At 41.3% G+C, this 25,770-nt stretch carries 27 protein-coding genes; 13 read left to right on the top strand and 14 right to left on the bottom strand.

The features are described from left to right. Positions 1 to 91: 91 nt before the first annotated feature. The 3 genes from OQX62_RS07875 to OQX62_RS07865 form a co-directional block, all read right to left on the bottom strand. The gene (locus tag OQX62_RS07875) at positions 92 to 949 is read right to left on the bottom strand and encodes a glycosyltransferase family 10 domain-containing protein (protein WP_265830915.1); all 858 of its coding nucleotides are present in this window, start codon (positions 947 to 949) and stop codon (positions 92 to 94) included. Between the two features lie 569 nt (positions 950 to 1,518). Further along, positions 1,519 to 3,495 carry a glycoside hydrolase family 97 protein gene (locus OQX62_RS07870; RefSeq protein WP_265830914.1) on the bottom strand — a complete coding sequence of 659 codons (1,977 nt, stop codon included), beginning with the start codon at positions 3,493 to 3,495 and terminating at the stop codon, positions 1,519 to 1,521. Between the two features lie 118 nt (positions 3,496 to 3,613). Then, positions 3,614 to 4,105: a hypothetical protein gene (locus tag OQX62_RS07865; protein WP_265830913.1), complete on the bottom strand. Its 492-nt coding sequence runs from the start codon at positions 4,103 to 4,105 to the stop codon at positions 3,614 to 3,616. Between the two features lie 260 nt (positions 4,106 to 4,365). Between OQX62_RS07865 and OQX62_RS07860 the strand changes: the two genes are divergently transcribed. Next, positions 4,366 to 4,617: a hypothetical protein gene (locus OQX62_RS07860; RefSeq protein ID WP_265830912.1), complete on the top strand. Its 252-nt coding sequence runs from the start codon at positions 4,366 to 4,368 to the stop codon at positions 4,615 to 4,617. A 73-nt stretch (positions 4,618 to 4,690) separates the two neighbouring features. Here OQX62_RS07860 and OQX62_RS07855 read toward each other — a convergent pair whose 3' ends face one another. The 5 genes from OQX62_RS07855 to OQX62_RS07835 all read right to left on the bottom strand — a co-directional run bounded on the left by OQX62_RS07855 (position 4,691) and on the right by OQX62_RS07835 (position 10,863). After that, entirely contained in the window at positions 4,691 to 5,410 is a 720-nt protein-coding gene (locus tag OQX62_RS07855; RefSeq protein ID WP_265830911.1) for a glycosyltransferase family 2 protein, read from the bottom strand. Between the two features lie 19 nt (positions 5,411 to 5,429). Continuing rightward, positions 5,430 to 5,993, bottom strand: coding sequence for a hypothetical protein (locus OQX62_RS07850; RefSeq protein ID WP_265830910.1), 564 nt, complete (start codon positions 5,991 to 5,993; stop codon positions 5,430 to 5,432). Between the two features lie 167 nt (positions 5,994 to 6,160). Further along, positions 6,161 to 7,729, bottom strand: coding sequence for an MGH1-like glycoside hydrolase domain-containing protein (locus OQX62_RS07845; protein WP_265830909.1), 1,569 nt, complete (start codon positions 7,727 to 7,729; stop codon positions 6,161 to 6,163). 9 nt (positions 7,730 to 7,738) lie between these two features. After that, positions 7,739 to 8,671 (bottom strand): retropepsin-like aspartic protease, encoded by a 933-nt coding sequence (locus OQX62_RS07840; protein ID WP_265830908.1) that lies wholly within the window; start codon positions 8,669 to 8,671, stop codon positions 7,739 to 7,741. Beyond that, a complete protein-coding gene (locus OQX62_RS07835; RefSeq protein WP_265830907.1) occupies positions 8,668 to 10,863 on the bottom strand; it encodes an alpha-galactosidase in 2,196 nt (731 codons plus the stop codon). The genes OQX62_RS07840 and OQX62_RS07835 overlap by 4 nt, the downstream gene beginning before the upstream one ends. A 161-nt stretch (positions 10,864 to 11,024) precedes the next feature. On the opposite strand from OQX62_RS07835, the gene OQX62_RS07830 reads away from it, so the two are divergent. After that, a complete protein-coding gene (locus tag OQX62_RS07830; RefSeq protein ID WP_265830906.1) occupies positions 11,025 to 11,669 on the top strand; it encodes a glycosyltransferase family 2 protein in 645 nt (214 codons plus the stop codon). 77 nt (positions 11,670 to 11,746) lie between these two features. Continuing rightward, positions 11,747 to 12,958, top strand: a complete 1,212-nt coding sequence (locus OQX62_RS07825) for a glycosyltransferase family 4 protein (RefSeq protein WP_265830905.1) — start codon at positions 11,747 to 11,749, stop codon at positions 12,956 to 12,958. Here OQX62_RS07825 and OQX62_RS07820 read toward each other — a convergent pair. Further along, positions 12,942 to 13,802, bottom strand: coding sequence for a glycosyltransferase family 10 domain-containing protein (locus tag OQX62_RS07820; RefSeq protein ID WP_265830904.1), 861 nt, complete (start codon positions 13,800 to 13,802; stop codon positions 12,942 to 12,944). The two genes, OQX62_RS07825 and OQX62_RS07820, sit on opposite strands and share 17 nt — an antisense overlap. Positions 13,803 to 13,930: 128 nt before the next feature. Here OQX62_RS07820 and OQX62_RS07815 point away from each other — a divergent pair, with 128 nt between their 5' ends. Continuing rightward, a complete protein-coding gene (locus OQX62_RS07815) occupies positions 13,931 to 14,578 on the top strand; it encodes a glycosyltransferase family 2 protein (protein WP_265830903.1) in 648 nt (215 codons plus the stop codon). Further along, positions 14,575 to 15,297 carry a glycosyltransferase family 2 protein gene (locus tag OQX62_RS07810; protein ID WP_265830902.1) on the top strand — a complete coding sequence of 241 codons (723 nt, stop codon included), beginning with the start codon at positions 14,575 to 14,577 and terminating at the stop codon, positions 15,295 to 15,297. Before OQX62_RS07815 ends, OQX62_RS07810 begins: the two co-directional genes overlap by 4 nt. A gap of 12 nt (positions 15,298 to 15,309) precedes the next feature. Here OQX62_RS07810 and OQX62_RS07805 read toward each other — a convergent pair whose 3' ends face one another. Continuing rightward, entirely contained in the window at positions 15,310 to 16,020 is a 711-nt protein-coding gene (locus OQX62_RS07805) for a hypothetical protein (protein ID WP_265830901.1), read from the bottom strand. Between the two features lie 143 nt (positions 16,021 to 16,163). Between OQX62_RS07805 and OQX62_RS07800 the strand changes: the two genes are divergently transcribed. Further along, positions 16,164 to 16,808, top strand: coding sequence for a glycosyltransferase family 2 protein (locus tag OQX62_RS07800; RefSeq protein ID WP_265830900.1), 645 nt, complete (start codon positions 16,164 to 16,166; stop codon positions 16,806 to 16,808). On the opposite strand, the gene OQX62_RS07795 is transcribed toward OQX62_RS07800, so the two are convergent. Then, positions 16,809 to 17,525: a glycosyltransferase family 2 protein gene (locus tag OQX62_RS07795; protein WP_265830899.1), complete on the bottom strand. Its 717-nt coding sequence runs from the start codon at positions 17,523 to 17,525 to the stop codon at positions 16,809 to 16,811. A 128-nt stretch (positions 17,526 to 17,653) separates the two neighbouring features. On the opposite strand from OQX62_RS07795, the gene OQX62_RS07790 reads away from it, so the two are divergent. The 7 genes from OQX62_RS07790 to OQX62_RS07760 all read left to right on the top strand — a co-directional run bounded on the left by OQX62_RS07790 (position 17,654) and on the right by OQX62_RS07760 (position 21,138). Beyond that, positions 17,654 to 17,917, top strand: coding sequence for a hypothetical protein (locus tag OQX62_RS07790; protein WP_265830898.1), 264 nt, complete (start codon positions 17,654 to 17,656; stop codon positions 17,915 to 17,917). A 15-nt stretch (positions 17,918 to 17,932) separates the two neighbouring features. Then, positions 17,933 to 18,631 (top strand): glycosyltransferase family 2 protein, encoded by a 699-nt coding sequence (locus OQX62_RS07785; protein ID WP_265830897.1) that lies wholly within the window; start codon positions 17,933 to 17,935, stop codon positions 18,629 to 18,631. A 133-nt stretch (positions 18,632 to 18,764) separates the two neighbouring features. Further along, a complete protein-coding gene (locus tag OQX62_RS07780; protein ID WP_265830896.1) occupies positions 18,765 to 19,043 on the top strand; it encodes a hypothetical protein in 279 nt (92 codons plus the stop codon). An 18-nt stretch (positions 19,044 to 19,061) separates the two neighbouring features. Beyond that, entirely contained in the window at positions 19,062 to 19,727 is a 666-nt protein-coding gene (locus tag OQX62_RS07775) for a glycosyltransferase family 2 protein (RefSeq protein ID WP_265830895.1), read from the top strand. Next, positions 19,720 to 20,412 (top strand): glycosyltransferase family 2 protein, encoded by a 693-nt coding sequence (locus OQX62_RS07770; RefSeq protein WP_265830894.1) that lies wholly within the window; start codon positions 19,720 to 19,722, stop codon positions 20,410 to 20,412. Before OQX62_RS07775 ends, OQX62_RS07770 begins: the two co-directional genes overlap by 8 nt. A gap of 10 nt (positions 20,413 to 20,422) precedes the next feature. After that, a complete protein-coding gene (locus OQX62_RS07765; RefSeq protein ID WP_265830893.1) occupies positions 20,423 to 20,746 on the top strand; it encodes a hypothetical protein in 324 nt (107 codons plus the stop codon). A 68-nt stretch (positions 20,747 to 20,814) separates the two neighbouring features. Beyond that, positions 20,815 to 21,138, top strand: a complete 324-nt coding sequence (locus tag OQX62_RS07760) for a hypothetical protein (protein ID WP_265830892.1) — start codon at positions 20,815 to 20,817, stop codon at positions 21,136 to 21,138. A 494-nt stretch (positions 21,139 to 21,632) separates the two neighbouring features. Here the strand turns inward: OQX62_RS07760 and OQX62_RS07755 are convergent, their stop codons facing one another. From OQX62_RS07755 to OQX62_RS07745, 3 genes are all read right to left on the bottom strand, one after another. Further along, complete coding sequence (locus tag OQX62_RS07755; RefSeq protein WP_265830891.1) at positions 21,633 to 23,117, bottom strand: S8 family serine peptidase; 1,485 nt, start codon at positions 23,115 to 23,117, stop codon at positions 21,633 to 21,635. After that, positions 23,114 to 24,808 carry an FKBP-type peptidyl-prolyl cis-trans isomerase gene (locus OQX62_RS07750; protein WP_265830890.1) on the bottom strand — a complete coding sequence of 565 codons (1,695 nt, stop codon included), beginning with the start codon at positions 24,806 to 24,808 and terminating at the stop codon, positions 23,114 to 23,116. The genes OQX62_RS07755 and OQX62_RS07750 overlap by 4 nt, the downstream gene beginning before the upstream one ends. Before the next feature lie 72 nt (positions 24,809 to 24,880). After that, the gene (locus tag OQX62_RS07745) at positions 24,881 to 25,741 is read right to left on the bottom strand and encodes a hypothetical protein (protein WP_265830889.1); all 861 of its coding nucleotides are present in this window, start codon (positions 25,739 to 25,741) and stop codon (positions 24,881 to 24,883) included. Positions 25,742 to 25,770 lie beyond the last annotated feature (29 nt).

Here is a 25,770-nt window from a genome sequence, read left to right as displayed (position 1 = left end):
ACACTTTTGCTTCAAATAACAAATTTATAATCAACTGAATTACAATAACTTTAGCTAAATCATTTTAATCAAAAATCAGCCCGTAAGGAAATTAATCCAGAATAATTTCCTTCAGTTTAGTGTACAAATTCCGCTCATGCCGGTAGATCTCCCGGTTCACATGCGAGCGTTCTGCCGGACGTTTAATGATCTCCCTGATGTCATCTATGATCGTTGGGCTGTCCAGGTTAATCGTCCTGAAAAAACGTTCATCATAAATATCCCCTACATTCGGCGCACCATTGTAAATCGGGATCGTATTACACATTGCACAGTCCACAAATTTCTCCGTCACATAGTTTTTCTCATTGCAGTTCTCCAGCGCAATTGAATATTGGTATGGCAGCAAACCTGTGTATTTAAAATCCAGCTGTCCCCTAAATCTTTTGTCCTCGATCTCTAACCTGCGACCATAAATATCGATCTCCAGATCTGAATCCAGGATCTTCTCCAGTAAAGCGATCCGCTTCCGGTAATTCCCCTGCTCGCGATTGATATGCGAAACGATGATCGATAACTTCTTTGGTTTATCCACCGCCTGTACAAAGTCCCAGAAAGGATTCATCACCCTGTCATGGTAAAACATGTAAGACGGGCATTCAATTACTTCCCCCCCCAGCTCTATGCCCAGTTTCTCCCGGAACAAACTCGCATCGTGCACCAGCAGGTAATCGCTGCCCGTTAAAAAATCCGTACGCTCAAATGCCGGGCTCCAGGAAGGTTCCTGCACCACCGTGATAATTCCCGCTGTTTTCTTGATCGGATCATTCGTCCGGTTAAACACTACTGCAAAATCATAATCCCGCCGCGTTGTAAAGGTAATCTGCTTGTCGTTCACCGTATAATTTGCAAGAAAACGGCCCAGGAGTCCGTCTGAGGAGTCATAGTTGGAGAAAAATCTTACCTTCATGATAGCGGGATTAATGGTTCACCCTAAGTTAAGCATAGGCCATTCGCCTTCATATACACAATTAATTATGAGACAATTGACCTTAAATATGATACCGATCTTATAAAACCGAAAAATCCGCAGCCTTTTACGGTCTACGGATTCTCTAATCATGTTTTAACAGTCTTATCAGATATAAAGTACGATTCGTTGATGAAATCTTGTATGACTATCAATTAATGATCCCACCAGTAAAAAAGAAAGGCCGCATTTATTGAGAGATAAGATGGCGGCCTTTCAGGAAACTGGCAATTGGTACTGCTGTTTTAAAAATACAGATATAAGTTGTCCCTCCCATTCTGTCATTAGTATAGTATATTGTTTTTCATCAGTCTCCCATTTTAAAGGGAAATATTTTAAAGAGAGATCAGCAATTCAAATTAAAGGGAATAAAAGGAGCATCAACTAAAACTCAGCCGGGGCTTGGCAAACCCGTAGTATCCGCTTCCTTTTTCTATTCCCAGTTATAAGAAAAGTGCGATATTTTGTGGTACTCTCCCAATTCGACATAAAAATAATTTCAAATGATGCTATGGCGTTACCGGAGTAAGGATCGCAGTATATCCGCCACCCGCAGCCATTTCCATTGACAGCACATCAGCAGCCGAGAGTTCCTTGTTAATGATCTCATAGTCGGCAGCATGTTTAGCTACATTTATTCCATCTTTTAATATCTCCACCTTATACTTTTTGCCATCCAGGAATTTCAACGGAATAGAAAATGTTCTGGATTCCCAGTTTGTCATACCAGCGATATACCATTTATTTCCATTCTTCCTCGCTACGGCTGCATATTCTCCAATCTTTCCTTCCAATGCAATGGTTTTGTCCCATACCGTCGGAATGCGGGAGATGTAGCGCGTGTAGACCGGCTCTCTTTTATAATTTGAAGGGTTATCACAAAACATTTGTAACGGAGAATCGTACATCACATACATCGCTGTCTGATGTGCTCTTGTTCCCCTGCTCATTGGCGAACCAAAATTCACATAAAACTCATCTTTGTTGGTATTGATCATGGCACCCGGTGTATAATCCATAGGCCCCGCTACCATCCTCGTAAATGGCAAGGTCGTATTGTGGACCGGTGTGATCGTTGCTTCCCATTTGTTATTTTCCATTCCCCTTACCCCTTCATAGTTGATCAGGTTAGGGTATTCGCGGTTCAAACCCACAGGTTTATAAGCACCATGCATATCCAGTAATAATTTACGCGCAGCCGTAGCTTTAGCCGCCCGCTCGTAGAAATTTACCATATACTGATCTGCTCTTGCCATAAAATCTACTTTTACGCCTTTTACACCCCATTTCACATATTGATCCAGGATTTGATCCATGTTCAGATCCAATGGCTTCCATAAGGCCCATAAAATGACGCCGATTTTTTTGCTGCTGGCATAGCTGATCAGTGACTCCAGATCCAGCTCTTTATTAGGCGCCATCAGATCAGTGGTGGTGCGCGACCAGCCCTCATCTAATATGATATATTCCAAGCCATATTCAGCGGCAAAGTCTACATAATACTTGTAGGTTGCTGTATTGACACCCGACTTAAAATTCACCCCATACACATTGTTGTCATTCCACCAGTCCCAGGCTACTTTGCCTGGTTGGATCCATTTCGTATCTTCTAATACATTTGGTTTGGCCAGCTTATAGACCAGTTCATTTTCCAGTAATCCCTTATCGTCCGGACTAATGACCATAACCCTCCAGGGATAAGACCTATTGCCGCTGGTCTTCGCATGGTAATCTGCTTTTTTGACAATGACCTCTGCCCGATCAGAATTCTCTTTTGGTTTGGCTTCCAGAATCACCTTAGGGAAACGTCCGGTCAAATTATTCCCCTCCGTTCCAAAAAGAAATAAGTTAGGGTAGTCTGTCAGATCAGATTCCGTGATCACCATTTTAGTTCCCTCATTTGTAGCCACATACAGCGGCAGATAACCATAAGTTTCAGCGGGAATTTCTGCCAGTTTGGTTACCTTAAAATCAGCCTCATAATGCGACTGCAATTCGGCATTATCCTCTTTTGGCCAATAAATGTTACAATTTTCATTAAAATTGAATGCAACCTTTTCGTTATTGACTTCGACAGGCTCTTTACCAAAACTTGTCACGAATCGGTAAGCCACACCATCATTATAAGCACGAAACTCAACTGCGTAATTTCCTTGGAAAGTCAGCTTTATTTCATTGTAATTATTTGTAATCATTCGGTTCTTTACCGGAACTATTGCTATAATGTTTTCATTGACAGATTTCACCTCAGATTTTAAAGCCTCGGGAGAAATCCCTGCATTTTTCCCGTCACTTAAACTCAGACTCATCTGACTGGGCTTAATCAATAATTCCGCCCCTCTGCTGACCGACCAGCTGATCGTTTTGTCGATCGTAATCCTGATCGTGTTTTTTTTATCAGGCGAAGTCAGCGTATAATCTTTTGCGTATACAGCCGTGCAGCTTGCGAAGGCAATTAAAAAGATTTTAATCGTTTTGTTTATCATAAATTTATATCTGGTTTCAATCTTGTATTGGCCTAACAAAAAAAAGTGCAAAGCTTCCCAGCTTTGCACAAACAATCACAATAACCAATTTTTATTTAAAAAATCTAAACAGCACACCTCACCAGGTAAAATCAAGTTTTTCGAACACCTTTGGAATTCCCATTCTTTCAGGCAGATCTATCACATTGATAAAGAAATTTTTCTCATCCAGATAGATGGGTATCTGGAATTCTGACAAATCCTCTTTCGCATTAGTTTTCTTACACTGTGTCACATCGAAGGTGATTCTCCCATAAGTCAGCTGAAATAATAATTTACTATGCCCGTATTCTACTGCCACTCCCTCTATTTCGCGCATCACCTCCGCTAAATTGGGGAGCACCCAGCGAATGGGATTGAAATAAATCAGGTAAAACTTCTCCGGTATATACCTGAACTGACAGTTGAAGAATTTACTCAGCGATTTACCAATTGGCAGTCGCCTGGGCATAAAATAAATATATTCAGGAATGGCTGCTTCAGTAAGGTGGTACATCACTATACCGTCTAAAGTTTTCAGCACAAGATTCTGCGCTTCAGCATACGCTAAAAATGAATTCAAACTGCTCATAGTTGAGGATTGGAGTTAATTGGACTTCTTGAACAGAAACAAGTTACAAAGATTATAAACGGAGATATTAGCAAGTTATAATTTGGGTCATCTGCCCCGTGGCTTACAACTTATATCTACCTGAATAATGAAGATTGTGGCCTTCGTAAATAACTTCATTTCACGTAAATTTAATCAAAAGGGAGAAGTCGAAAACCCTGAAACGAGTAGATGTCACCTAAAGTTTTTGATTTTTTTTGATTTACAAAAAAATCTTTGATATGGCACTAGCATGGTATGCATATATAGGCGGAAATCCAAATGCTCCTGCAAGTTATGCACTATTACTTGCACAACCAGGATGCGTTAATGGACCTATTCTATGCGCAATTCTGGCACCCTCAGCAGGAGGACCGATTCCAACATCTATTCCTGTAGCTTTACAAGGAGAAATTGCAAACGCGTTAGCCACCGGACTGGCTCAACCAAACCCACGGCCACCGTTTGTACCTGAAGTATTAATGAGACCATAAATAAATGTAATTAACATTAAGTCAAGACATTATTCATATGGTGGCTTGACTTAATCGTATAATATTAATCCATCTATGCACAAACCCATCCTCCACCAAGCCGCATGTTCCATTTTTTCTCCAGATAAAAAAACTCATTTGATGTGATGGCTCTATTATGATCGTCGGTTCTCATATCAATTGTACGGTTTTCCAAATGGTCTACTACAGATGAAGAAACTAAAGCATGTCTGATACCCAATACATCCAATGTGTTCGCATAATCATTGTCAGCGCACCAGAATTGGTAGTTTTCATCTAGCTTCCCAGTAATCCTGAGTACATCACGTTTTAAAAACAAACACCAGCCAGCAACTTCATAACGAATCCGGTAACCTTCGTAAATTCCGTTGTTGTATTCAAAACCCATTTTAGGATGATGTCTGGAGCAAAAAGGAGAAACACTGCTCAGGTCATGATATCGGCTGAAAGCTTTTAATAATTCAGTTGCCCATTTAGGATGGAAGCGGATGTCATTATTGCAAAGACAAATATATTTAGAAGAAGAGTTGGCAATCCCCAGATTCATAAACCGGTGATAACCGAACTCCTCCTCAGGGTAAATAGTTTCGGTTTGTTCATATTGGAATGGCGCTAAACTCTTTTCAGATTCCATCACAATCACATTAAACTTGATCTTCGTTTCATCCTCAGAAATCATCAGAGAACTCAGACAATGCTGAGTGATCAGTTGCAATTCCTCATTCTTCGCATAGCTTAAAATGATGATATCAATTTCTGTTCTGCCTTCCATAGCTAATTTATAAAATGTATCAATACAATCCTAATGTAATTTCAATTTGATTGTTATCAATTAAATCCAGCTTTTCGAGCTGTTGAGCCATATAGATACTGGTAAGCCTGCCATTTCCTTCTACCGCAACATAGGGACCGATTTTATCCACAGCAAGTAATGTAATCCCTTCCAGCTTCACTTCTTTTTTTTGCAGGGAATCATAAATTGCGGCAACGCGTTTATCAAGATAGGGGACTTTCTGAATTTTACGTGCGGCGTCGGCGATCAGGTAGGAACCGCCGGTATTTCGTTCCCAACCGGGCAGCTGCAGTGTATATACCATATCCAGATCAGACTTGTTAATCTCCAGAATGGCCTTGTACCATTTAATGTATTTCGATAAGGAGTCTACCAGCGACTGTTTTACTTCCAATACCTGGTCAATTCCTTCCCGTTCCAGATAATGATTGCCGGAAAGCAACATGTCCAATGTTTTCTCCCGCTGTGATTCATATAAAGGAATAAAAAATTCAGAATAGACTTCGCCTATCGCCCATCTTTTCAGCACCTCATGCCGGTCAATTTGTTCAATCAGTTTCATAAGCTCGTTTAGGTAAATGGAACACCATATTTGGTCATTCAATTTACAAAGAATATGAGCTGAAGTCTGGCCAGCCGGCATTATGAGACTTTTGACCGCTATCTTTAAGCAGAAGGTAATCAGGCAAGCTGAAATTTTAACGGGCTATCTTTTAGACGGCGGATAAATTAACTTTTAGGTTTTATTTTCAGGATTTTAGATCCACCCTTCCAAATTACTTTTATGGTCACGGGCGTGCTGGCGTGAATCCTGATGACCGGCTTGTCTGTAGTACTCTTTCTTCTACCACACCAGAAATCTACCAATCCACTTCCCGCAACCGGATAGTTTTTCAAACCAAATTCATCCGTTAAACGAATATCCCAAACGATCATCCCTTCATCCTTATCTGCCGAAATCCCAAATACGTATTCAAAGAGTATAGATATCGGTGTCAGGCCAGACCATCCTACCATGTCCTTTCTGTACTTCCCCTCTGTCACGTCAGGCGCATAATTCTCCCAGAGCGTACCCGTCTTTTCATATACCTTCACCACATTATCCAGGTGGTTCCGTGCAATTTCGTATGCAAGACTATCCTTTCCGCAAAGAGACAAACCACGCAAGACCATATAATTCGTTGGTGCCCAGACACCACCCTGCCAGTAATTGCCATCCGGTTTGTAATCTTTATTATCCGCAGACAATGCAGGTATGCGATGCTGGCGCTTAAACTCTCTGGGATTTTCCAGATGGGCAATAAATCTTTCCAGACCATTAGCCGGCACTACTTCAGCTAACAGCGCCCAATAAGAGCCTATACTTTTCACATCAGACAAGGTGCCATCACGAAAACGGTCGTATAAATACCCGGTTTCATTATCCCACATTCGTGTCTGAACATAATTACTTAGTTCCGTCACTTCTCTGTGTAAATCTGTAACCTCAGTTTCCCTGTGCAGTACTTTCGCCATTTTCAGGAGCAGCTTAGCCGCAAATACCTGCTGTAAGGTTGCATCAACCCATGACATCATTCCAGTCGAAAACTCGAGATGATATCCTTTTGGCACGCGGGGCTGATTGTCCATGCCACAACTCCAGCCACTGGCAAAGTAAGAACCGTCCTGCCAGGTCCTGTTTTGCTGAAGCCATTCGTAATAAGCCAGCAACACCGGAAATACCTTAGCTAGACGTTGCTGATCGCGGTAAAACTGATAGTAATCCCATTCTGCCCAGGGCATCAGGTTGGGGCCTGTGCTTGAAGGATCAAATTTCTCGAAAATCGGAGCGCCGTTCAGCTCAGAGATCTCTCTCGTGATATAGCCGTCTTTATGCTGATTGCTGTAAAAGTTATCAAGACTGCCCTGAAAGTTGAATGCATTCCGGCCATAGCGGCCAAACATGACCATAAAACTCGTATCCCACATAAAAATATGATCATTAAAAGCCGGACTGATATAAGGCTGTACAAAACGATTTGCTGCCGTTGCTTTCTTCACATTCCGGAAAGCCAGTTCCCAGGCTTTCCAGTAACAATCAATTACCTCTTTTCTGCCCGACCAAAATGGAACTGGCAACTTGGATTTTACCAGCTGATAGTCCGGCACCTCATCCAGTGAGGGTTTTTGTTTAACAAATCCATTTTGCTGGTATAAAGGATTAGGAATGGAGGTATCGTAATATACCTGCGCAGCTGCCTGATTCACCGCAGTTGAGAAAACAAGCGCAATCAGACAGATAGAAATTCTTGTCTTCATATATAGAACTTAAAAAGGCGTATGATAGTACTTATTGGGTTTCAGAAAAATTTTGTGGTTGGGATAGTCAATGATCACATTAAATCGCCTGATGATGTCAAGCCCTAGTAAACCCAGGTAGCCATCCTTTTTTTCTGCCTGATCATCCACAGCCAGACTAATGCCCATCTGACCAAAATGAAAGCCGTAAAAATGCATAGATTTGATTGTAGCTTTCTGATCTGTTGTGCTCTCGTTGAGTCCTCTCCCTTTCACCAGTTTTGAGGGACCAATTTCAGTATTCAGGTGGTGGAAATTCTTGAATGGTGCACTGATGAATAACGTGAGTGAAGCACCCGAATCAAACATCACCCTGCCCGTAAACTGCTTATTCCCTTGTGTGGTAATCGTCACAGGAAACCGGGGGATCTGAATGCCTTTACTAAATTCAAAAGGAATACCGGTGTAACCAGTAGTGTCCACTTCCTGTATCTGATGAAACAGCGAGATACATTTGCGGTCAAAATCAAAACTCGTGACATATTTACTCAGCAGGTCATAACCTATAATCCCCTTCATTTTCTTTCCGGTGGCCGACTCCAGCTTCGAAAAGTTCATGAGGATCACATCTATGCCGGACAAACGGATGTGTTGCGGCAGCTGCAATTCCTGCTGCGTAGCCATCAGATAATTGCGCGACCCTCCGGAGCCCACAGTCTCTACTACCTGCCGGTTTTCTTTACCAATCCCAAACTGCTCTGCAGTCAGCGAATCAATCAGCGTAGCTGTAGACCCGGTATCAAATATCAGGTCCAGACTATCACTGTTATTGACCTTTGCTTTGATCAGTATATTTTTATCCTTCAGCTGAAAAGGAAAAGTCGCCAGCTGCGCATACCCCGACAAGCTGCTGCATAAACAGAACCCACTAAGGAAAAAGAAGTTAAACATTACCTTGCTCATTCAATCGTGAACCAGTTATAACTTTCAGCAGCAATCGTGAATGTAAGTGGGATACTGTAATCACGCTTCAACTGGTAAACCCGCGGTTTACCCTCCTTTTCCCTGACCGTAGCAGATGTTGTGAGTCCCGTATAGTATAGCGGAAGATTGATCGTTCGCGTGATACTCTTTTTTGTGGGATTATACACCATGACCAGCCCCTTGGTTTTCAGTCCCGGGTTAACATGCAGGATCCCGTCCCAGTCTCTGCCATCTGCTCTCCGGAGATGGATGATATCAGAATTGAGGATCTCACGGTACTTTTTGTACCAGTCTATCACCTTAATTACCAATCCCTTCGTTTTTTCTGTATCATATAACCTTGGTCCACGGTAACAAGCCTGAATCCCTGCTCCATAATATTGCATCATCAATTGTTCATAATCATTGAGATGATCAGACAAGGGCTCCAGTGTTGCTTCCGGACCTCCTCCTCCATATTCAATCAGCGGTACGAAACCCCAGCTCATCGACGGTGTTTTTTCCCAGGTCGCATCATAAATATTCTGACGGTTCAGGATTTTCTGCTGTGCTCTTGGCAGTTTGAAATTACCTTCCCTGTAACCCAGTGCAATTTTATTGGTACCGTCCAGGAAATACCAGTCCGGCGCATTGATATAGATTCCCCTCCGGTTTAACCAGTGGTACAAATCCTTTTGTATTTCCATCTGTCGCCATTGCGAGTCCTCCAGTCCTTTATGCCCCGGATGCGTCGTAGAGGCACACTGATCTCCCGGATATGGTCCGTCATTCTCCCAGATATCAAACCCGGTTTCCGTAAAAAACGTTTTGATCGCGCCGCTGTACCACAAACCCCATTCACTGCCAAAACATGGCGCATTCCCAAAAAAGGCACCGCCCGGTTTTCCCGTCTTCGGATTAATCACGTCATTTTCAGGATTGATGCTCCTGGAGCTGAATAAAGAATATGAGCCAATGCGCACATTTTTACGATGTGCGTAATCAGCTATAGCTTTCCATTTCGCCAGATATTTTTCCTCTATATTTTCCATGTGCAGGTGACTTCCGAAACTCAATATCAGCGCTTCATAGCCCGTTGCCGCGCACTGATCAATAGCTGTCTTCACCTCATCGTCAGTGCGACTTACCAGGTGCATAAAAATCGGATTAGCGGCAGTCCACGGTGCCACGGCCTGGTACATCTTTCGTACAGCCAGACCTCTTCTTTCCCTGTCGTAACTGTCCATCAGCATTTCATGTGTCCTTACCGAATTGAAGGTTTCTCCCGGTTTCAGCGCGATTCCCGGTGCTTTATCCGCATAGATTTCCAGTACTACAGGCGTTTGAAATTTAGGATTCACCTGTGACGTGTAGGTCGTATCCGTTTTCCAGTGCGTAGTCTGGTCACTCAATCTGTACTGCATGGAATTATTAAACGCATAGTTCGTTTCAAAATAGACACCCTGCGGTTTTTTCATCTTTTCGAAAGTGCCGTCTACAGCACTTTCCTCTTCCACCATGCCCAATACTTCATTCACTACACTGTCTAATTGCAGCACTTCACTGCCATTGTTCTTGATCTCCATTGATTTGACCAGCAAAGGCATACCATCAAACAGTTCGTAATTGACACGGACATCTACTCCCTTAAGCAAATTCGCATCAGACCTGAATAAAAAGGAGATCATCTTCCCTGAACCTCCTTTGGCGTTGAGCATCCAAAAGTTGCTCTTCCATTTCAGCTGAGGTTTTATCGGTGAAACTTCGTAATTGATATATTTAAAGTCTTCCTTTCCGGCCGTCAGCTGGTCCACCCACTCCGGCAGCAGGTAGGCTTTTTCCTGCTGACCATTCAAGCCACCGACAAAATATTTTTTCCCGTTGATCGCAATCCTGGCTTCTTCCCTGATGGCCCTGACTAGCTGCTGTCCTGTTTTTACATTCGTGAAATCAATACAGGCCAGGTTCGGGGTAATCGTAAACGTTCTTTTTAGCAGGCCGTTATATAAAATAATTTGTTTACCATCATTGCTCCGCCACATCTCTGCTTTGCTGTTTACAGGAGCAACGAGCCAGTCGGCTGCTGCGGGTAATTGCTGTTTGTCATTCCATATGGGTAATTGCTGAGCGGCACAGTAGTTAAAAGTTTGAAGCAGGATTGATCCTGCCAGCAGGCATTTTTTAAAAATCATCAGGTATCCAGTTTATCCTTATAGTGAGCAATCCAACATTGATGTCCTAACGCATGCCAATATAATGCCTTCACAAGTGCGGGAAAGATCACGAAAGCTTTTGGGACATCTGTCCCTACACCCGAAAAGTCCTTTAAGTAACTTACAGGAAAATCCTCAAGATGAATCTACCCTTAGTTTCCTGTATCATGCCTACGGCCAACAGGGAAAAATACATTCCCTATGCGATCCGGTATTTCCTGGATCAGAACTATCCCAATAAGGAACTGGTCATTGTCGATGACGGGCATACATCCGTTGCCCCCTTTATTCCCGAAAAAGACACGATCAGCTATTTTTACAGCGCTCCCATCGGTACTATCGGTTTAAAAAGAAACTATGCCTGTGAAAAAGCCAAAGGAGAGATCATTATCAATTGGGACGATGATGACTGGTATGCGCCGGACTGGATCAGCTTCCAGGTGAACACCCTTTTCGAGACCGGCGCTGATATCTGCGGCATCAGGCACATCCATCACTACTCTCCCATCGTCAATATATTCTGGCAAGGCGATGCCCATAACAGGAATAACCCAAATTCAAGGGTCTGGCTTGCCGGTGCGACCATGGCGTACTGGAAATCATTCTGGAAAAAACATCCTTTTAAAGACCTGCAAAAGGGTGAAGATGAGGATTTTGTACAGAATCCCGGCGCAAAAGTTTATGCCCATGATTATATCGACGGTTTTGTTGCTATTCTTCATCCCAATAATACCACATTCAAATCCTTCGAAAACCGCAGACATAAGAAAAAACACTTTGATTAATCATCAATGAAATAACACCTTCACTACAGTTCAGGGCAGCGAACGCGCCCTCCAAACCGCTCAAAAAGAAAAGCAGTATGCAGAAAGTCAGAATCATCGAAGCAGGAAATGAATTAGGCCTGGGCGGTACAGAATATACGATCCAGTTGTTCAGTAAGTACCTCAATCCTGACCTGTTCACCGTGCAGGTGGTTGGTCTGCACAAAGGCGGAGAGCGTGCTGAACTGATTCGTCAGCTGGGCATCACGGTACATCTTCTAGAGGGCGATTATACCCGGCTCGGTCAGTTGCTCGATGAAACTGACGTGATTCACTGGCATGGCGACGGTACCATGCATCCTTCATTAGTCACCACCCTGACTGCACACAGGCCAAAAATGATTATACAAACCAATATATTCGGCAGTTATGATTACTCTCCCTTTTATAACCTGATTGACTATGATCTCTATGTATCCCAAATGATCCTGATCCGCAGAATGTGGTACGATCGAGATCTTGGCATTGATTTCAAAGCCAAAAGAAAAGTTTTACCCAATCCTGTTGATATACAGCAGATCAGAAAGCAGCTGCCATCAGCTGCAGCAATTGCAGCATTTAAAATCAAACATCAGCTCCGCGATGCTTTCATCGTTGGCAGGGTTGGTCGCGCAGACGATGCCAAATTCGATCTGATTACCTTAGATGCCTTTGCGCTCTTCTCCGCACAACATCCGAAGGCCAGATTCCTGCTTGTGGGCGCGACCACCAGAATGCTCCGCCATGCCCGAGCTTTGGGTATTTATCATAAAGTGATTGTCTGCGAAAATACACCCGACCTGCATCAATTGCTTATCTATTATCAATCCATCAGTATCTTTCTCGCAGCCAGTGCCATGGGGGAAAGTTTTGGGATGGTCATGGCCGAAGCCATGGCAGCCGGCACACCAGTCATCACCATCAGTACTGAAGACCGGGACAATGCCCAGGTGGAAGTCGTGGATAACGAGGTGACTGGTCTTGTTGTTGCCCCCCGGGCAGATCAACTCGCTGCAGCCCTCCATTTCCTCTTTGAAAATCCTCAGCTGAGGGCCGGACTCTCCGCTGCCTCACAGGAAAAATCCACCGTAGCCTATGATGCCAAAAAGGTTGCCCAAAGCCTGAGCAACCTGATATTTAAACATTTAGCTATTCCATTGCACTATCCTGAAGGCAATTTGATCACTGATTACAGTGAGCAGATGGTGAACGATTACCATTACAGGTGTACCCATTTGTGGGAGCCGTCCTCACCTAATCCTTCAAAATGATCTCTTTCAGCTTCTGATATAAATTATACTTTTCCTGATAAATCCGTTTATTCGGACCAGCACCAGGTGCCGGTAAGGCAATAATTTTCCTGATGTCTTCCACTATATCCTCACTATCCAGGTCTATCGTGCTGAAATAGTTCGGATCATAGACCTCTGCAATATTCGGTGCACCATTATATATGGGTGTAGTATTACATAAAACACAATCCACGAATTTTTCTGTGATGTAATTTTTTTCATTAGAGTTCTCAATCGCAATCGAATACTCATAAGGCAGTATTCCCCTATACTTTTCCTCCAGCGGCCCTTTATACCGCCTGTCTTCAATATTTAATTTCCTGCCATACACATCAATATCCAGATCAGACTTTAAAATATTGACGAGTACTTCAACCCTTTTCCTGTAATTTGCACGGTTAAAATATAAACCAGATACTACCATAGACAATTTTTTCTCCTTTTTTACCAGCTCCTTCCCCTCAAAAAAACTATGGTCCACATGGTCATGAAAGAACATGAAAGCAGGAGATTCTATAACCTTTCCACCTAATTTCACGCCGTTGGCCTTTTCGAAGCGCTCCGGATCGTGCACAATCAGGTAATCACTTCCGGTCAGAAACTTCTTGTTCTCGTGCGCGTCGCTCCAGGATGGTTCCTGGATCACTGTAATGATTTTTGCATTCTGCCTGATTTCCTCATCAGCCCGGTTAAATACAATTGCAAAATCATAGTCATCCGTCGTCGTAAAAGATATATCATTATCATTTATACTGTAATTAGACCTGAACCTTTTCAACAAGTTTTCAGATCCTTCATAATCGGAGAAAAATTTAATCTTCATACTTTTATTATTAGCTGAACTAAGTTAAAAATTAGCCTATGAATCAACCATAAATCCTGCTTTATGCGTCAACTGGCCCTGTTATAAACTTATTATCCTCTTTAAATTGCTTTCCTAAATCAGAGCAGATGAAGCCTTCACAACCTTTAGTTTCCTGCATTATGCCTACAGCAAACCGGGAGCAATACATTCCCTTTGCCATTTTTTACTTCCTTCACCAAACTTATCAGCATAGGGAATTGATTATCATTGATGATGGAAAATACTCCGTCCGGGACCTGATTCCTCAGCATCCCGCTATACATTATTATTACACAGCTCCTGTAGGTACTATAGGAATGAAACGTAACTATGCCTGTGAAAAAGCTAAAGGTGAAATTATCATGCATTGGGATGATGATGACTGGTATGCTGCCGACTGGATCAGCAGGCAGGTCGATTTCCTTACCCAATCCGGCGCCGACATGTGCGGGATACAGCATGTACACTATTATACTGCGTTGCAGGATAAATTTTTTACAGTTGTGCGCAAGTATGAGGGTATGCCTAACCCCAACAACTGGGTTACCGGTGCTTCATTAGCCTACTGGAGATCATTCTGGCAGGCCCATCCTTTCCAGGATCTGCAGAAGGGCGAAGACGACAATTTCATTCAGCAGTCCGGCGCCAAACTTTTCATACATGACTATATCGACGGTTTTGTCTGCCTGCTGCATCCCCATAATACTACCATTAAAAATTTCGAAAATCCCAAGCATAAAGTTATCAGACCATGAAGATCAAAATTACCCATCCACTTATTTCCTGCATTTGCGTTACCGCCAAGCGTCCGGATGATCTACTCAAATCTATCATCTCCTTTGACAGGCAGAATTATCCCAACCGGGAAATCGTCATTTCCTATCCCGAAGATGACCAGATCAGTGCTGCACTTGTTGAAAATATCATACAACTTTCAGAGATCAGGATTGTCACACTCACCAGACCTGCAACACTATCTATAGGTATGGCGAGAAACCAGGCCATACAGGCCAGTAAAGGAGATTATATCTGCCTGTGGGATGACGATGACTGGTACCATGAAAAACGCCTGGCCCATCAGTACAATACCATGAAAATGAAGGCCAGCTTTAAAGAAGCCAGTATGCTCAGTCATGTACTGTTATTTGATGCGCTCAGACAGCGCGCCTTCATGTCCCTTGATTATCCCTGGGCAGGCACGCTCCTCTGCAGAAAAGACATCCTCCTGGAGCATCCATTTTCCGATACCAATGCGGCAGAAGATGCGCCTGTGTTCAGTTTCCTGCAGAGCAAAAAACTGGTGCATTTTGTCGCCGACAGTGCTTTTCTCTACGTATACGCCTACCACGGGCAGAATGCAGGCGATTACTACCACTTTAACTACTTCACCAGGAAAAGCGAGCTGCTGGATAAGGAAAGTACCGCCTGGGTAAAAAGTCTGTTTGAGTCCAAAGTATCACTTGCGCCATCCTGAGCTGGCCTGAGTTTACCTTAGCCTGGTCGCCCATAATGGATATAACTGCCCTTCCCGTACAAAATCCAGGAAATATGTTTCATCCGGGATCACAATAGAGCCGAACTTTTTACGGATGATACTGAAAATGCTCTGGTCATGCCGATGATCGATAAATGCAGCAGCCTGTCCCTGTTCATCCATTTCATCAGTAAACAGTTCGCGGTGTTTGACCAGAGTATTGTACCAAATGTCGACCAGCATCTGCGTATGCGCACATTTTTTCAGTATCACAATAGTGGCCATCAATTGATTCGTATTCTCCAGTTCAGCCTGACCACCGAAATAATCAAACACTTCCTTTTTCGTATACGCTGCTTCCAGGTGAGGCAGTTCAAAACTGATGATGCCCAGTTCCGATTCCTCCACCATCCTGACGTATTCCTTAAATCTTTCGTGACCTCTGCTATTGATCATGCAGCCCCCGTCACAATAAATTACCACGTCCCCCTCTTCTATTTCTTCCAGCTTCCTTTTAATAAAATAAGGTTTCCAGATCCAGTAACCACCTCCACGCCTCAGATTCAGTACATCCTTGAATTTACGGTAAAAGTCCGGACCTATATCTGCCGCACTATAAGCGTCTATCTGGTCAAAGAAACCCGCATGAACTGCTGTTTCTTTAAAAAAGCGGAGCTGCGCGTTATACTTCGCGTCGCCATAAGTAATTAAATGTGTTTTCATAGCTAACTGGTATTAGAGGTGATCAATGCCTCACTAATTTACATAAAATTGCCCTGTTGCCTCTTATGCGCCGCAAAATGAGGCATTTGTCCCAATTAGCAGCATATATCTTTTTTAAATTAGTTATGATCAAATTCTATGCTATGAAACAGCCAAAAGTATCCTGTATTATGCCAACCGCGAACCGGGAAAAATATATTCCTTTTGCCATCAATCATTATCTAAATCAGGATTATCCTGAGAGAGAACTGATTATTGTTGACGATGGCAAAACATCCATTCAGGACCTCATTCCAAAAGATGACACCATCAAATACTATTACACTGAGCCTATAGGTACTGTAGGTTTAAAAAGAAATTACGCCTGTGAACGCGCACAAGGTGAAATCATCATGCATTGGGATGATGATGACTTTTATGCCAGTGACTGGATCAGCCGGCAGGTGGAGTTCCTCCAAACCAGCGGTGCTGACATTTGCGGCATAGAACATACCCATTTCTTCTCCGTAGTGACCGATACGCTCTGGACCGGAACTGCCCTGAACCGGAACAACCCCTCCAATCCGTCACAGTGGCTTAATGGTGCAACATTAGCCTATAAAAAGGAACTCTGGGAAAAACATCCCTTTAAAGATTTGCAGACCGGGGAAGACGATGACTTTATCAAATCTTCCGGCGGAGAAGTATTCGCCCACGACTATATAGATGGTTTTGTCGCTATTCTCCATCCCAGGAATACCACAGTGAAGTACTTTGAGCAGCACCACCACAAAAGGGTATCGCCATGATTACATGGCGATCCAGTTTTCCTTATCCCGGTGTTTCCATTTTTTATCGTAATAAATACATTCCTGCTCAGTCAGTTCCAGTTGCCTTTCCGGCGTCTGGCTGTGTAATGTCTTATTCTCTAAATGATCCACAATAGCGCTTGTTACCAATACATGGTTCAGTTTCAGTGTCCATAAGGTATTTGCATAATCATTGTCCGCGCACCAGAAGATATAATTTTCATCCAGCATGCCCGTCAATTTTAAAATATCCCTTTTGAAAAAGATGCACCAGCCAGCCAGTTCTTTTCTGATCCGGTAACCCAGTTTAATTCCATCATTCACCTTAAACCCTTCAGCCGGGTGATTGATCGAGCAAATCGGCGAAGCACTCGACACGTCACTGAATTGGGTAAATGGCTTTAATATTTCTGTTGCCCATTCTTTGTGAAATATTAAATCGTTGTTGCAGATACAGACATAATCAGCAGTTCCCATTTTTATACCGATGTTCATATACCTATGGTATCCGAAAGGCTGATCCGGATATATGGTTTTGCTATGCGGGTATTGATAAGGCGCGATTACTTTTTCAGATTCAATTACGATCGTTTTGAAATAAATGTGCTTTCCTTCCGATTCTGCGAGGGAATTCAGGCAATTGATCGTCATTTGTTTTAATGCTTCCGTTTGGGCATAGCTCAGCATTATCACATCAATGGTTACTCTATCTTCCATCTTATCAGGGTTAGGTGCCCAATTTACAAAGAATAGAAAAACGTCTTTTACTGCGGTTTGCTTTTGGGACAGATGACCCTAGGCCCATCTTACCTTTTACCTAATTTTAGTCCACAAATAATAGAGTTATGTCAAAATCATGGTATGCTTTTATATGGGGAGATGATCCCACTGATGTTCAACATTATCATAAAATTGAACTTAAACACGACTGCCTCTGTGGCGATAAAATTTGCGCTATTTACGCCGATACGGGAGAGGCATCCCATCCCAGCAACCCTTTATCCAGAAACTTGCTCCAGTATATCAATCAGGCACTCCTTACAGGTCAGTTGCAACCTGCCTTTCCCGAGGGTACTAAAAAATACGTGTACCTGAAATCATCTCATTAAATAAATATCAGCACGATGAATAGATATCCACTGATTTCGTGTATTTGTATCACGAATAACCGGCCTCAGCATCTTAAAAAGGCAATACGCTGTTTTGAGACGCAAAACTACCCTAATAAAGAACTGGTTATTTCTCACCCAAAAGAAGACAAAATTACGGAAAAAGTTATCCGCGAATTCAATCCCGATGACAGCTTAAAAATCATTCGCATTGAACGAGATAATGATGAGTCACTGGGAAACGCCAGGAATACCGCAATAGCCAAAAGTTCAGGTGATTATGTTTGTTTATGGGATGATGATGACTGGTATCATATGAGCAGACTCTCCTATCAGTTTAACAGCATGCAGGTTGTTGGAGAACATTTTCAGGCCAGTGTCTTATCCAGAATCCTGCTATACGATACCACTACCGGGAAAGCCTATCTCTCTTTTTCTTATACCTGGGATGGCACTATCTTGTGTCGCAGGGAAATGTTAATGCAGAACCAATATGCAAATGCCAATAAGGGAGAAGACACTCATGTGATCACATTTTTGGCCAACAAGAAGCTACTCCATAAGATCACCGACACCCCTTTTTTATACATCTACGTTTATCACGGCGGAAACACATGGAATTATGCACATTTCGAATATTTTATCAATAAAAGCGATTTACTCGATATGGAAGCAACAAATAAAATAAAAGAATTAGTTGGAGACGCTTTATAGGTCAACTGGCCTGCCTACTATTTTCTTCTTTAACTAATTTTAATCAAAGATGGGGTAATGTCGAAAACCCGGAAAAGAGTAGACAATAACATTAAAGTTTTTTTACGCTTTTTGATTTAAAAAGTAAAATATTATGGCAGAATGGACCAGTTATGAAAACAAGGCATGGTATGTCTATAATGGAATAGGCGACCCTTATCATCCTACCAGCTACCGCAGGGTAAACTCTAAACCTAAGTGTGAACAAGGCAAGCGTATTTGTGCAATTTACACAGGATCAGGGGATATCTTTCCAGATTCGCCTCTTTCCGGCAATATCACTCAATACATTGCAGAAGCTATGGTGACCAATTCTACACAACCCCCATGTATTAAAAAGCGTACTAAAATATTTGTTTATCTGAAAGACTAATACAATCATTTCTATCTTATGAACCAGCCACTTGTATCCTGTATCACACCTACTGCCAACAGACAAAAGTATCTGCCCCTGGCAATTGATTATTTCTTAAAACAAGATTACCCAAACAAAGAACTGATCATTGTAGATGATGGTATAAAAACATCAGCACCCATTATTCCTGATCATCCTCAGATTAAATATTTTTTTACTGATCCCCTGGGCACAATCGGTATCAAAAGAAATTTCGCCTGTGATCAAGCGAGTGGAGAGATCATTTTGCATTGGGATGATGATGACTGGTACGCAGGTGACTGGATCAGCAGACAAGTTGAGGCACAACAGAGTTCCGGTGCTGACATCACCGGATTGAACAGAGTAATCTTCTATTCTCCCTCAGTAGATAAAAAATGGATGTACGAAGATACAGAAGAAGATAAGCCATGGTTATGCGGAGCAACAATGGCTTATAAAAAATCATTCTGGCAAGCCCATCCCTTCATAGATTTACAAGTCGGGGAAGACTATGACTTCGTTTGGAATTCCGGAGCTAAGATCTTTGCATTAAATTACTTACAGGGTTTTATCGCGATCCTGCATGCACATAATACCAGTATCAAACCTGTAGAAGATCCAAGACATAAAAAACATGCTACAGGGTGGAAAGAACCTAAACCAGCAGCAGAAAATGAATAAACATCTGGTATCCTGTATTATGCCTACAGCAAACCGCCCAAATTTCGTTGAGCTTGCTGTTGAAAACTTTCTTAATCAGGATTTCAGAGATGCAGAACTGATTATCATAGACGATGGTAAAGTCTCAGTACAATCGGTTATCCCAGACCATCACCGCGTGAAATACACTTACACGGCACCTATTGGCACAATTGGTATGAAACGCAATTATGCAATTGAAAAATCATGCGGTGAAATTATTATGCATTGGGATGACGATGACTGGTACGCCCATGATTGGATGACCAGACAGCTGAAAGTGATACAAAACAATCAGGCTGACATTATCGGATTAAATGAAATTCTATTCTTCTCCCCTGCTCAGGGAAAATATTGGAAGTACGCTGACAAAAATACAGACAGACCATGGCTCTCGGGAGCAACGATGGCCTATAGAAGAAAATTCTGGGAGCAACATCCTTTCAATGATCTGCAGATCGGTGAAGACTATGACTATATCTGGAATACAGGAGCAACTATTTATGCTCATGACTATTACGATGGTTTTGTCGCGACCTTACATAATGGTAATACCACTTTAAAACCATTTGAAAATCCAAGATTAAAAAAACATGCCGTCAGCTGGATGGATGTACAATATAAGGGAAAAGCCGAAAACCCTAAACAGAGTAGGTACAATTCTTAAATACACTATTATGCCTTGGTATCAATTTATAAATAATGATCTGGATATTTGCGATCCGGACAGCTATCTTGTTTTAGACAAAGCACCAGACACTGTAGACGGCCCCTACCTTACGGCTATTTTTGCCGATGAAATTCCTGAAGATCCCGAAAGACGGCCTGATCTGGAAGGGACACCAGGATTGTTGTTTTATATTATTCGTGCGTTAGCCAAACAAAAAGGTCAGCCGTATTCTGAATTTCCGCCGGTTCCGCTGGAAGTGAGGATGTCTGCGACGCCGGCGAATGGAATTCCAAGAGTGAATCCATTATTGGAGCGTATGCCGCAGGAATAAGTTAGTATTTGCATCGTCTGGCCTACCCATTTTGTTTGATTAGCATTAACTTTATAATAGTAAAGGGAATGCCGAAAACCTTTAACAGAGTAGGCCGAATTAAGTTTTTGTTGCTTTTTGATTTTATAAAAGCGTTTAATTGTATGGCTAGATCTTGGTATTCTTATGGAGCAGGCGATGTTAGAGTTGCAAGTTCCTATTATTTGTCTCTCGCTAAACCAACATGCGTGAATGGCCCAAATATCTGTGCAATATATGCGTTTGGTTTATCAGAACAACCACTGGATCCATTGAGTGCTAACCTTCAACGTTATATTAATGCAGCTTCGATTATTAAAATCGCCCAGCCACAAGGATTGGGTGTTAAGAGATATATTTATTTGAGAGAGTAATAAGAAGAAATCTCTAAAAATTCTACATTCTATTGTCCGACAGATAGAGTGCTGGTGATTTAAATAAATATCTGCAGATATTCTATTTCTTTCGCTATTCCTCAATCAGAGGAAGGGGAAGCCGAAAACCTAAACAGAGTAGGCACAAACTAAAGTTTTTAATACTTTTTGATTTATAAAAGTACTGAATAAAATGGCAAGATTTTGGTATTCGTACGTTGCTGGAGATGCTAGGGAAGCGAGTTCTTATAGTCTCGCATTAACTACACCAACGTGTATTAATGGACCTGTAATGTGTGCAATTTATGCTGGTAGTGGTGGAGAAAACCCTGATGGGCCACTTAGTCAAAACCTCCAAAGGTACATTGCTGCTGCATTAATAACAAAAATAGCACAACCGCAAGACGCTAGCGCATTTAAAAAATATGTTTATGTTAAAAGTTAGTTAAGTGTAAATAAAACTAATCTGCCTTTGATGGCAGATTAGTTTTATACTATTTTTTAAATAAAGTATTAAATACTTTAAAAACGTTCACTATTCCTCCCGAAAGACTTAATTCATCGAAACTAATTGATTCACCAGCAGCATTTACATTTTGGTCTAACTTAATGACTGATTCTAACATCAATTTTTTAACAGCTACTGCTCCCATAGTCGAATTATAAGCCATTATTAACGCAGCTGCACCAGAAACAACGGGTGCCGCCATACTTGTGCCATTTAAGAATTTATATCGGTTATTTGGAAATGTTGAGTATATATCCACGCCAGGAGCAAATACATCCACTATCTGTTTACTATAGTTTGAAAACCATGGTAAAACTTCGTTACTTTTTTTTGGGCCCGATGCGCCAACTTCAATCCAAGCTTGGGCCAATCCGCCCTTTTGATAATAGCGATTAGGGAATACTGTTTGCTGCTCTATTTTAATACCAGCATTTCCAGCTGCATGTACGATCAGTACATCCTTCGACATTGCATACCTTACAGCATCATCAACTGCCTCTTTGTTCATTGATAAAGATTTACCAGTACTCATATTTATTATCCTGGCACCATTATCTACTGCATAACGTATCGAAGAGGCTACATCCTGATCTAATGGATCACCATCGGGTATAGTTCTGATTATCATCAGCTTCGCATTTTTACATACACTTGGAATTATCCCGGCAACGTGAGTTCCGTGACTTGGTTCGAGCCCTTTAACATTATTATTACCATATTTTTTTTTAGAAAATGCTGTATTTCCACGTCTAGGATCGTAGCTAACGTTAAAATAGTAGTCAATTTGATTTTTATAGGTGTTTCGCTTATCCGTAAAGTTTTCTATATATTCCGGATCAGATTGCAGTCCTCTGACCAGATGAACTAATGCAATCTCCTGAAATTCACTTTTATATTTAAAGGAACGCAGCTTTTCTAAAGTTGGCTCTTTACTGCCAAGTTCTTTTAGAATTTCCATTAGCGCATCATACTCAGGTGAAATAAGCGCAAATTGACTTTTTAACGCAGCTACCTTATTGCCAATTTCAGACTTAAGTGTTCTCGTTTCAAGTGAATTTGAATCAGCTTTATAAGCAGCCCTAAATTTCCTGACGATTTCCTTGTTATCGTAATGAAAAGTATATTTGCCGTCTCCCAGAAAGTTCCATCCGTGAATATCATCGACAAACCCATTATGGTCATCATCTATGCCATTTCCTGGAATCTCTCTCTTATTGGTCCATAGATAAGGTGAGATGCCGGGATGATCAATATCTACCCCCCCATCAATGATAGCCACAACTATCGGAACCGCAGTCTTTCCATTTAATAGTGTTTTTTCAGCTTTATAAGTACTGATTCCTAAATAGCCATCCTGTTCTAAATCTAAATTTTGCCAACCTTTTGTAGGCTTCGCATCCTGTGCGAAACTAGGAAGGCTAAGGAATAAAAGTAATGTTAAGAGATTTATTATTTTGGATGTATTCTTCATTTTGATTTTGTTGATGACAGAATTTGTAATAATTCAATTTCGAAAATAAGTGTACTATTAGGAGGTACCATGCCACCGGCAGTATGATCTGCATATGCCAAATTTGCAGGAATATAAAGTATCCATTTAGAACCAGCTGGCATCAATTTTAACGCGTCCTGCCAACCTGCAATAACGTCTGCAAATTTAAGAACAGCAGGTTTTCCGTTTTCCAATGAACTATCGAAGATGCGACCATTCACCAGCATACCAGTGTAATTTACACTTACACGGCTGATGGAATCTGCTATGCTCCCATTTCCCATTTTGATGATCTTATATTGAAGCCCTGATGGTAAAGTATAGACATCAGCATTTAATTTATTGCGATTAAGGAAGTTTAAATTATCAGCAGATTCCGGATTGTGCAGATCTTTCTGGGCATCTTTTCTCTTTTTAATTTCTGCCTGCATTTTTGGATCTATTAATAATCCCCCATCAACTTCAGTGAAGACTAATTTATCAACCAGTTTCTTTTCTTTTTTTAATTCATATCCAATCAGATTCAGCTGACGCTGTATTTCAGGAATATTAGTCCAGTCACTGATATTGATATCAATTTCTTTTTCACCTTCCTTTGTCTCATCAAATATATAGGGGTTACTTGCATATTGATTTAATTCATACACCAAATTTGACCGACGTATTTTGGTTCCGGTGATTTTATCACTGTGCTCTATTGTTTCTTTTTTCGTCAAAATCAGCACATCCAGATCACGCTTCTCCCAGCGTACGTTTAAGCCGAGGAGCCCATTCATGTCATTTATAATCGACCGGTAAACCTGCTGATCTGTTTGCCCTTTATCCACCTGTACAGATTCAAAGCAGATACCATGTTCCCTGATCCAATTTTGCTGGTAGCCAAATTCCTTTTCATGGGTATACCATGACCGGTCAGCAACCTCCCAGATAATCTGGTTTGGGCTGAATAAAATTTGTGGTTTAACTAGGGAATCTGGTTTAACAGTATAATTTAGTAATGTCAGGTACGAATTAAAGATTGGCTGATTAAGAAAGTAGGCACGTATCGTTTTATTTACCTCATTTTTATTTATACCCATTCCTCCACTTAAGCCTTCAGAATTTACGCCTTCTTTGTAATCTGATATCGCTGAATAGCTAAAATCGGTAGTACTGGTATCTATTTGCTTTTCATCCAGTTTGAATAAAGATTTAGATCTATCAAATACATAATAATCATATTTTACTGGCCAATCTATTTCATCACCACTGATCACTTTTTCAATGTTATGTTGATCAACATAATCTGCTGTCGTGACAGCTATTGTCTTACCCTTATATATCCAAACTTCGTGAGGCATGCTCGCATGTTTAAAATAATTATGCAAGATTTTGTCGTTGACAACTGAGGCTATTGCCAGATTTTTCGTGTATTTATTATTTTTTAGAAACGGACTTACAATTGAAGCCGATTCAAATGTAACCGGCAAAATTTTCAATTTCTGACCAAATTTCTTTTGCAGTTCCTCCATTTTTGGGAGTGCTGCCACACATCCGCTACAGGTCGTTGCCCAGAAATCAAGTATTAACAGTCTGTCTTTATAAATATCCAGATTTAACTTTGGCGATTTCCCATTTAATAAATTTAACGCTTTAAAATCAGGTATCTTGATTCCAATTTTACTCTCCATTCTCGCACGGTCCTGGCCTTCAGCTATGTTTATAAAAAAACACAGCAGGATTATATATATATATCTCATTTATTATAGCTCCTTAATAACTAACATTTGTATTTCTCGCTTTTCTTCTACTAAATCTAGGTCATACTTTTTTAGGGCCTGCCGGAAACTGGTCAAATTCTTAACTGAATTTAGTCTAAGATCCAAATCAACTGGGCCTTTATAGTTGGTTTCATCAATAAAAGGAGGAAAGTCTGACCGATATAATAAATCTCCAATACGATCAAGTGTTATATTATTAAAATACCCCTGCTGATCATATCTTGGTTCTCCCTCTCCTTTTGATTTAATTTTATCACGACTAGATGTTCTGACTAAAATCAGGGCATTTACAAGACGTTTTTCGTAACTCCAACTCAGATTTAAGATTCGTGACAATTCAGCTCTGATAATTTCATTTTTATCTGTACGGCCAATTGGTAAAACCAATTCAAAACAATGCCCATTCTTCCTCATCCACTCTAATTTAGAACCTTTAGCAGAATCATAACGATATTGTTCAGGATGCGCTACTTCAAAAAACACTTTACTTGACCTGTCCAATCCCTTAGTAAACATGTCCTCAACAGACAAATTATACATGTAGATTCTTCTTGTACCATTTAATTTGTTATCCGTAACAGCAAAGTTAACCCCAAACTGTCCTTGAATAGGATCAACTCCCTCCCTATAACCAGTGAACAGGCTATACCGCAACATTCTGTGGGAATTTTCTTTTTGTTCTTTTACGAATTCAAATGTTGGTTTTGAGGGTTCAAAATCAAATAATGGCTTTCGGTAAGCTACTTTGGACGTGTCAGAAACCTGACTATAAGCTGCTTCTGCAAAAAAAACGAAAATTAGATTTAATAATACAATTAATCTTCTGAGGCTCTGATGTTTCATGTATGAGTAGCTTTAAATTTTATGGATTA

It is taken from the genome of Pedobacter sp. MR2016-24 (assembly GCF_026239655.1).
In the GTDB taxonomy this organism is placed as follows: domain Bacteria; phylum Bacteroidota; class Bacteroidia; order Sphingobacteriales; family Sphingobacteriaceae; genus Pedobacter.
The sequence above is the reverse complement of the archived record's forward strand: the minus strand, read 5'-3'. Positions and strand labels throughout refer to the sequence as shown.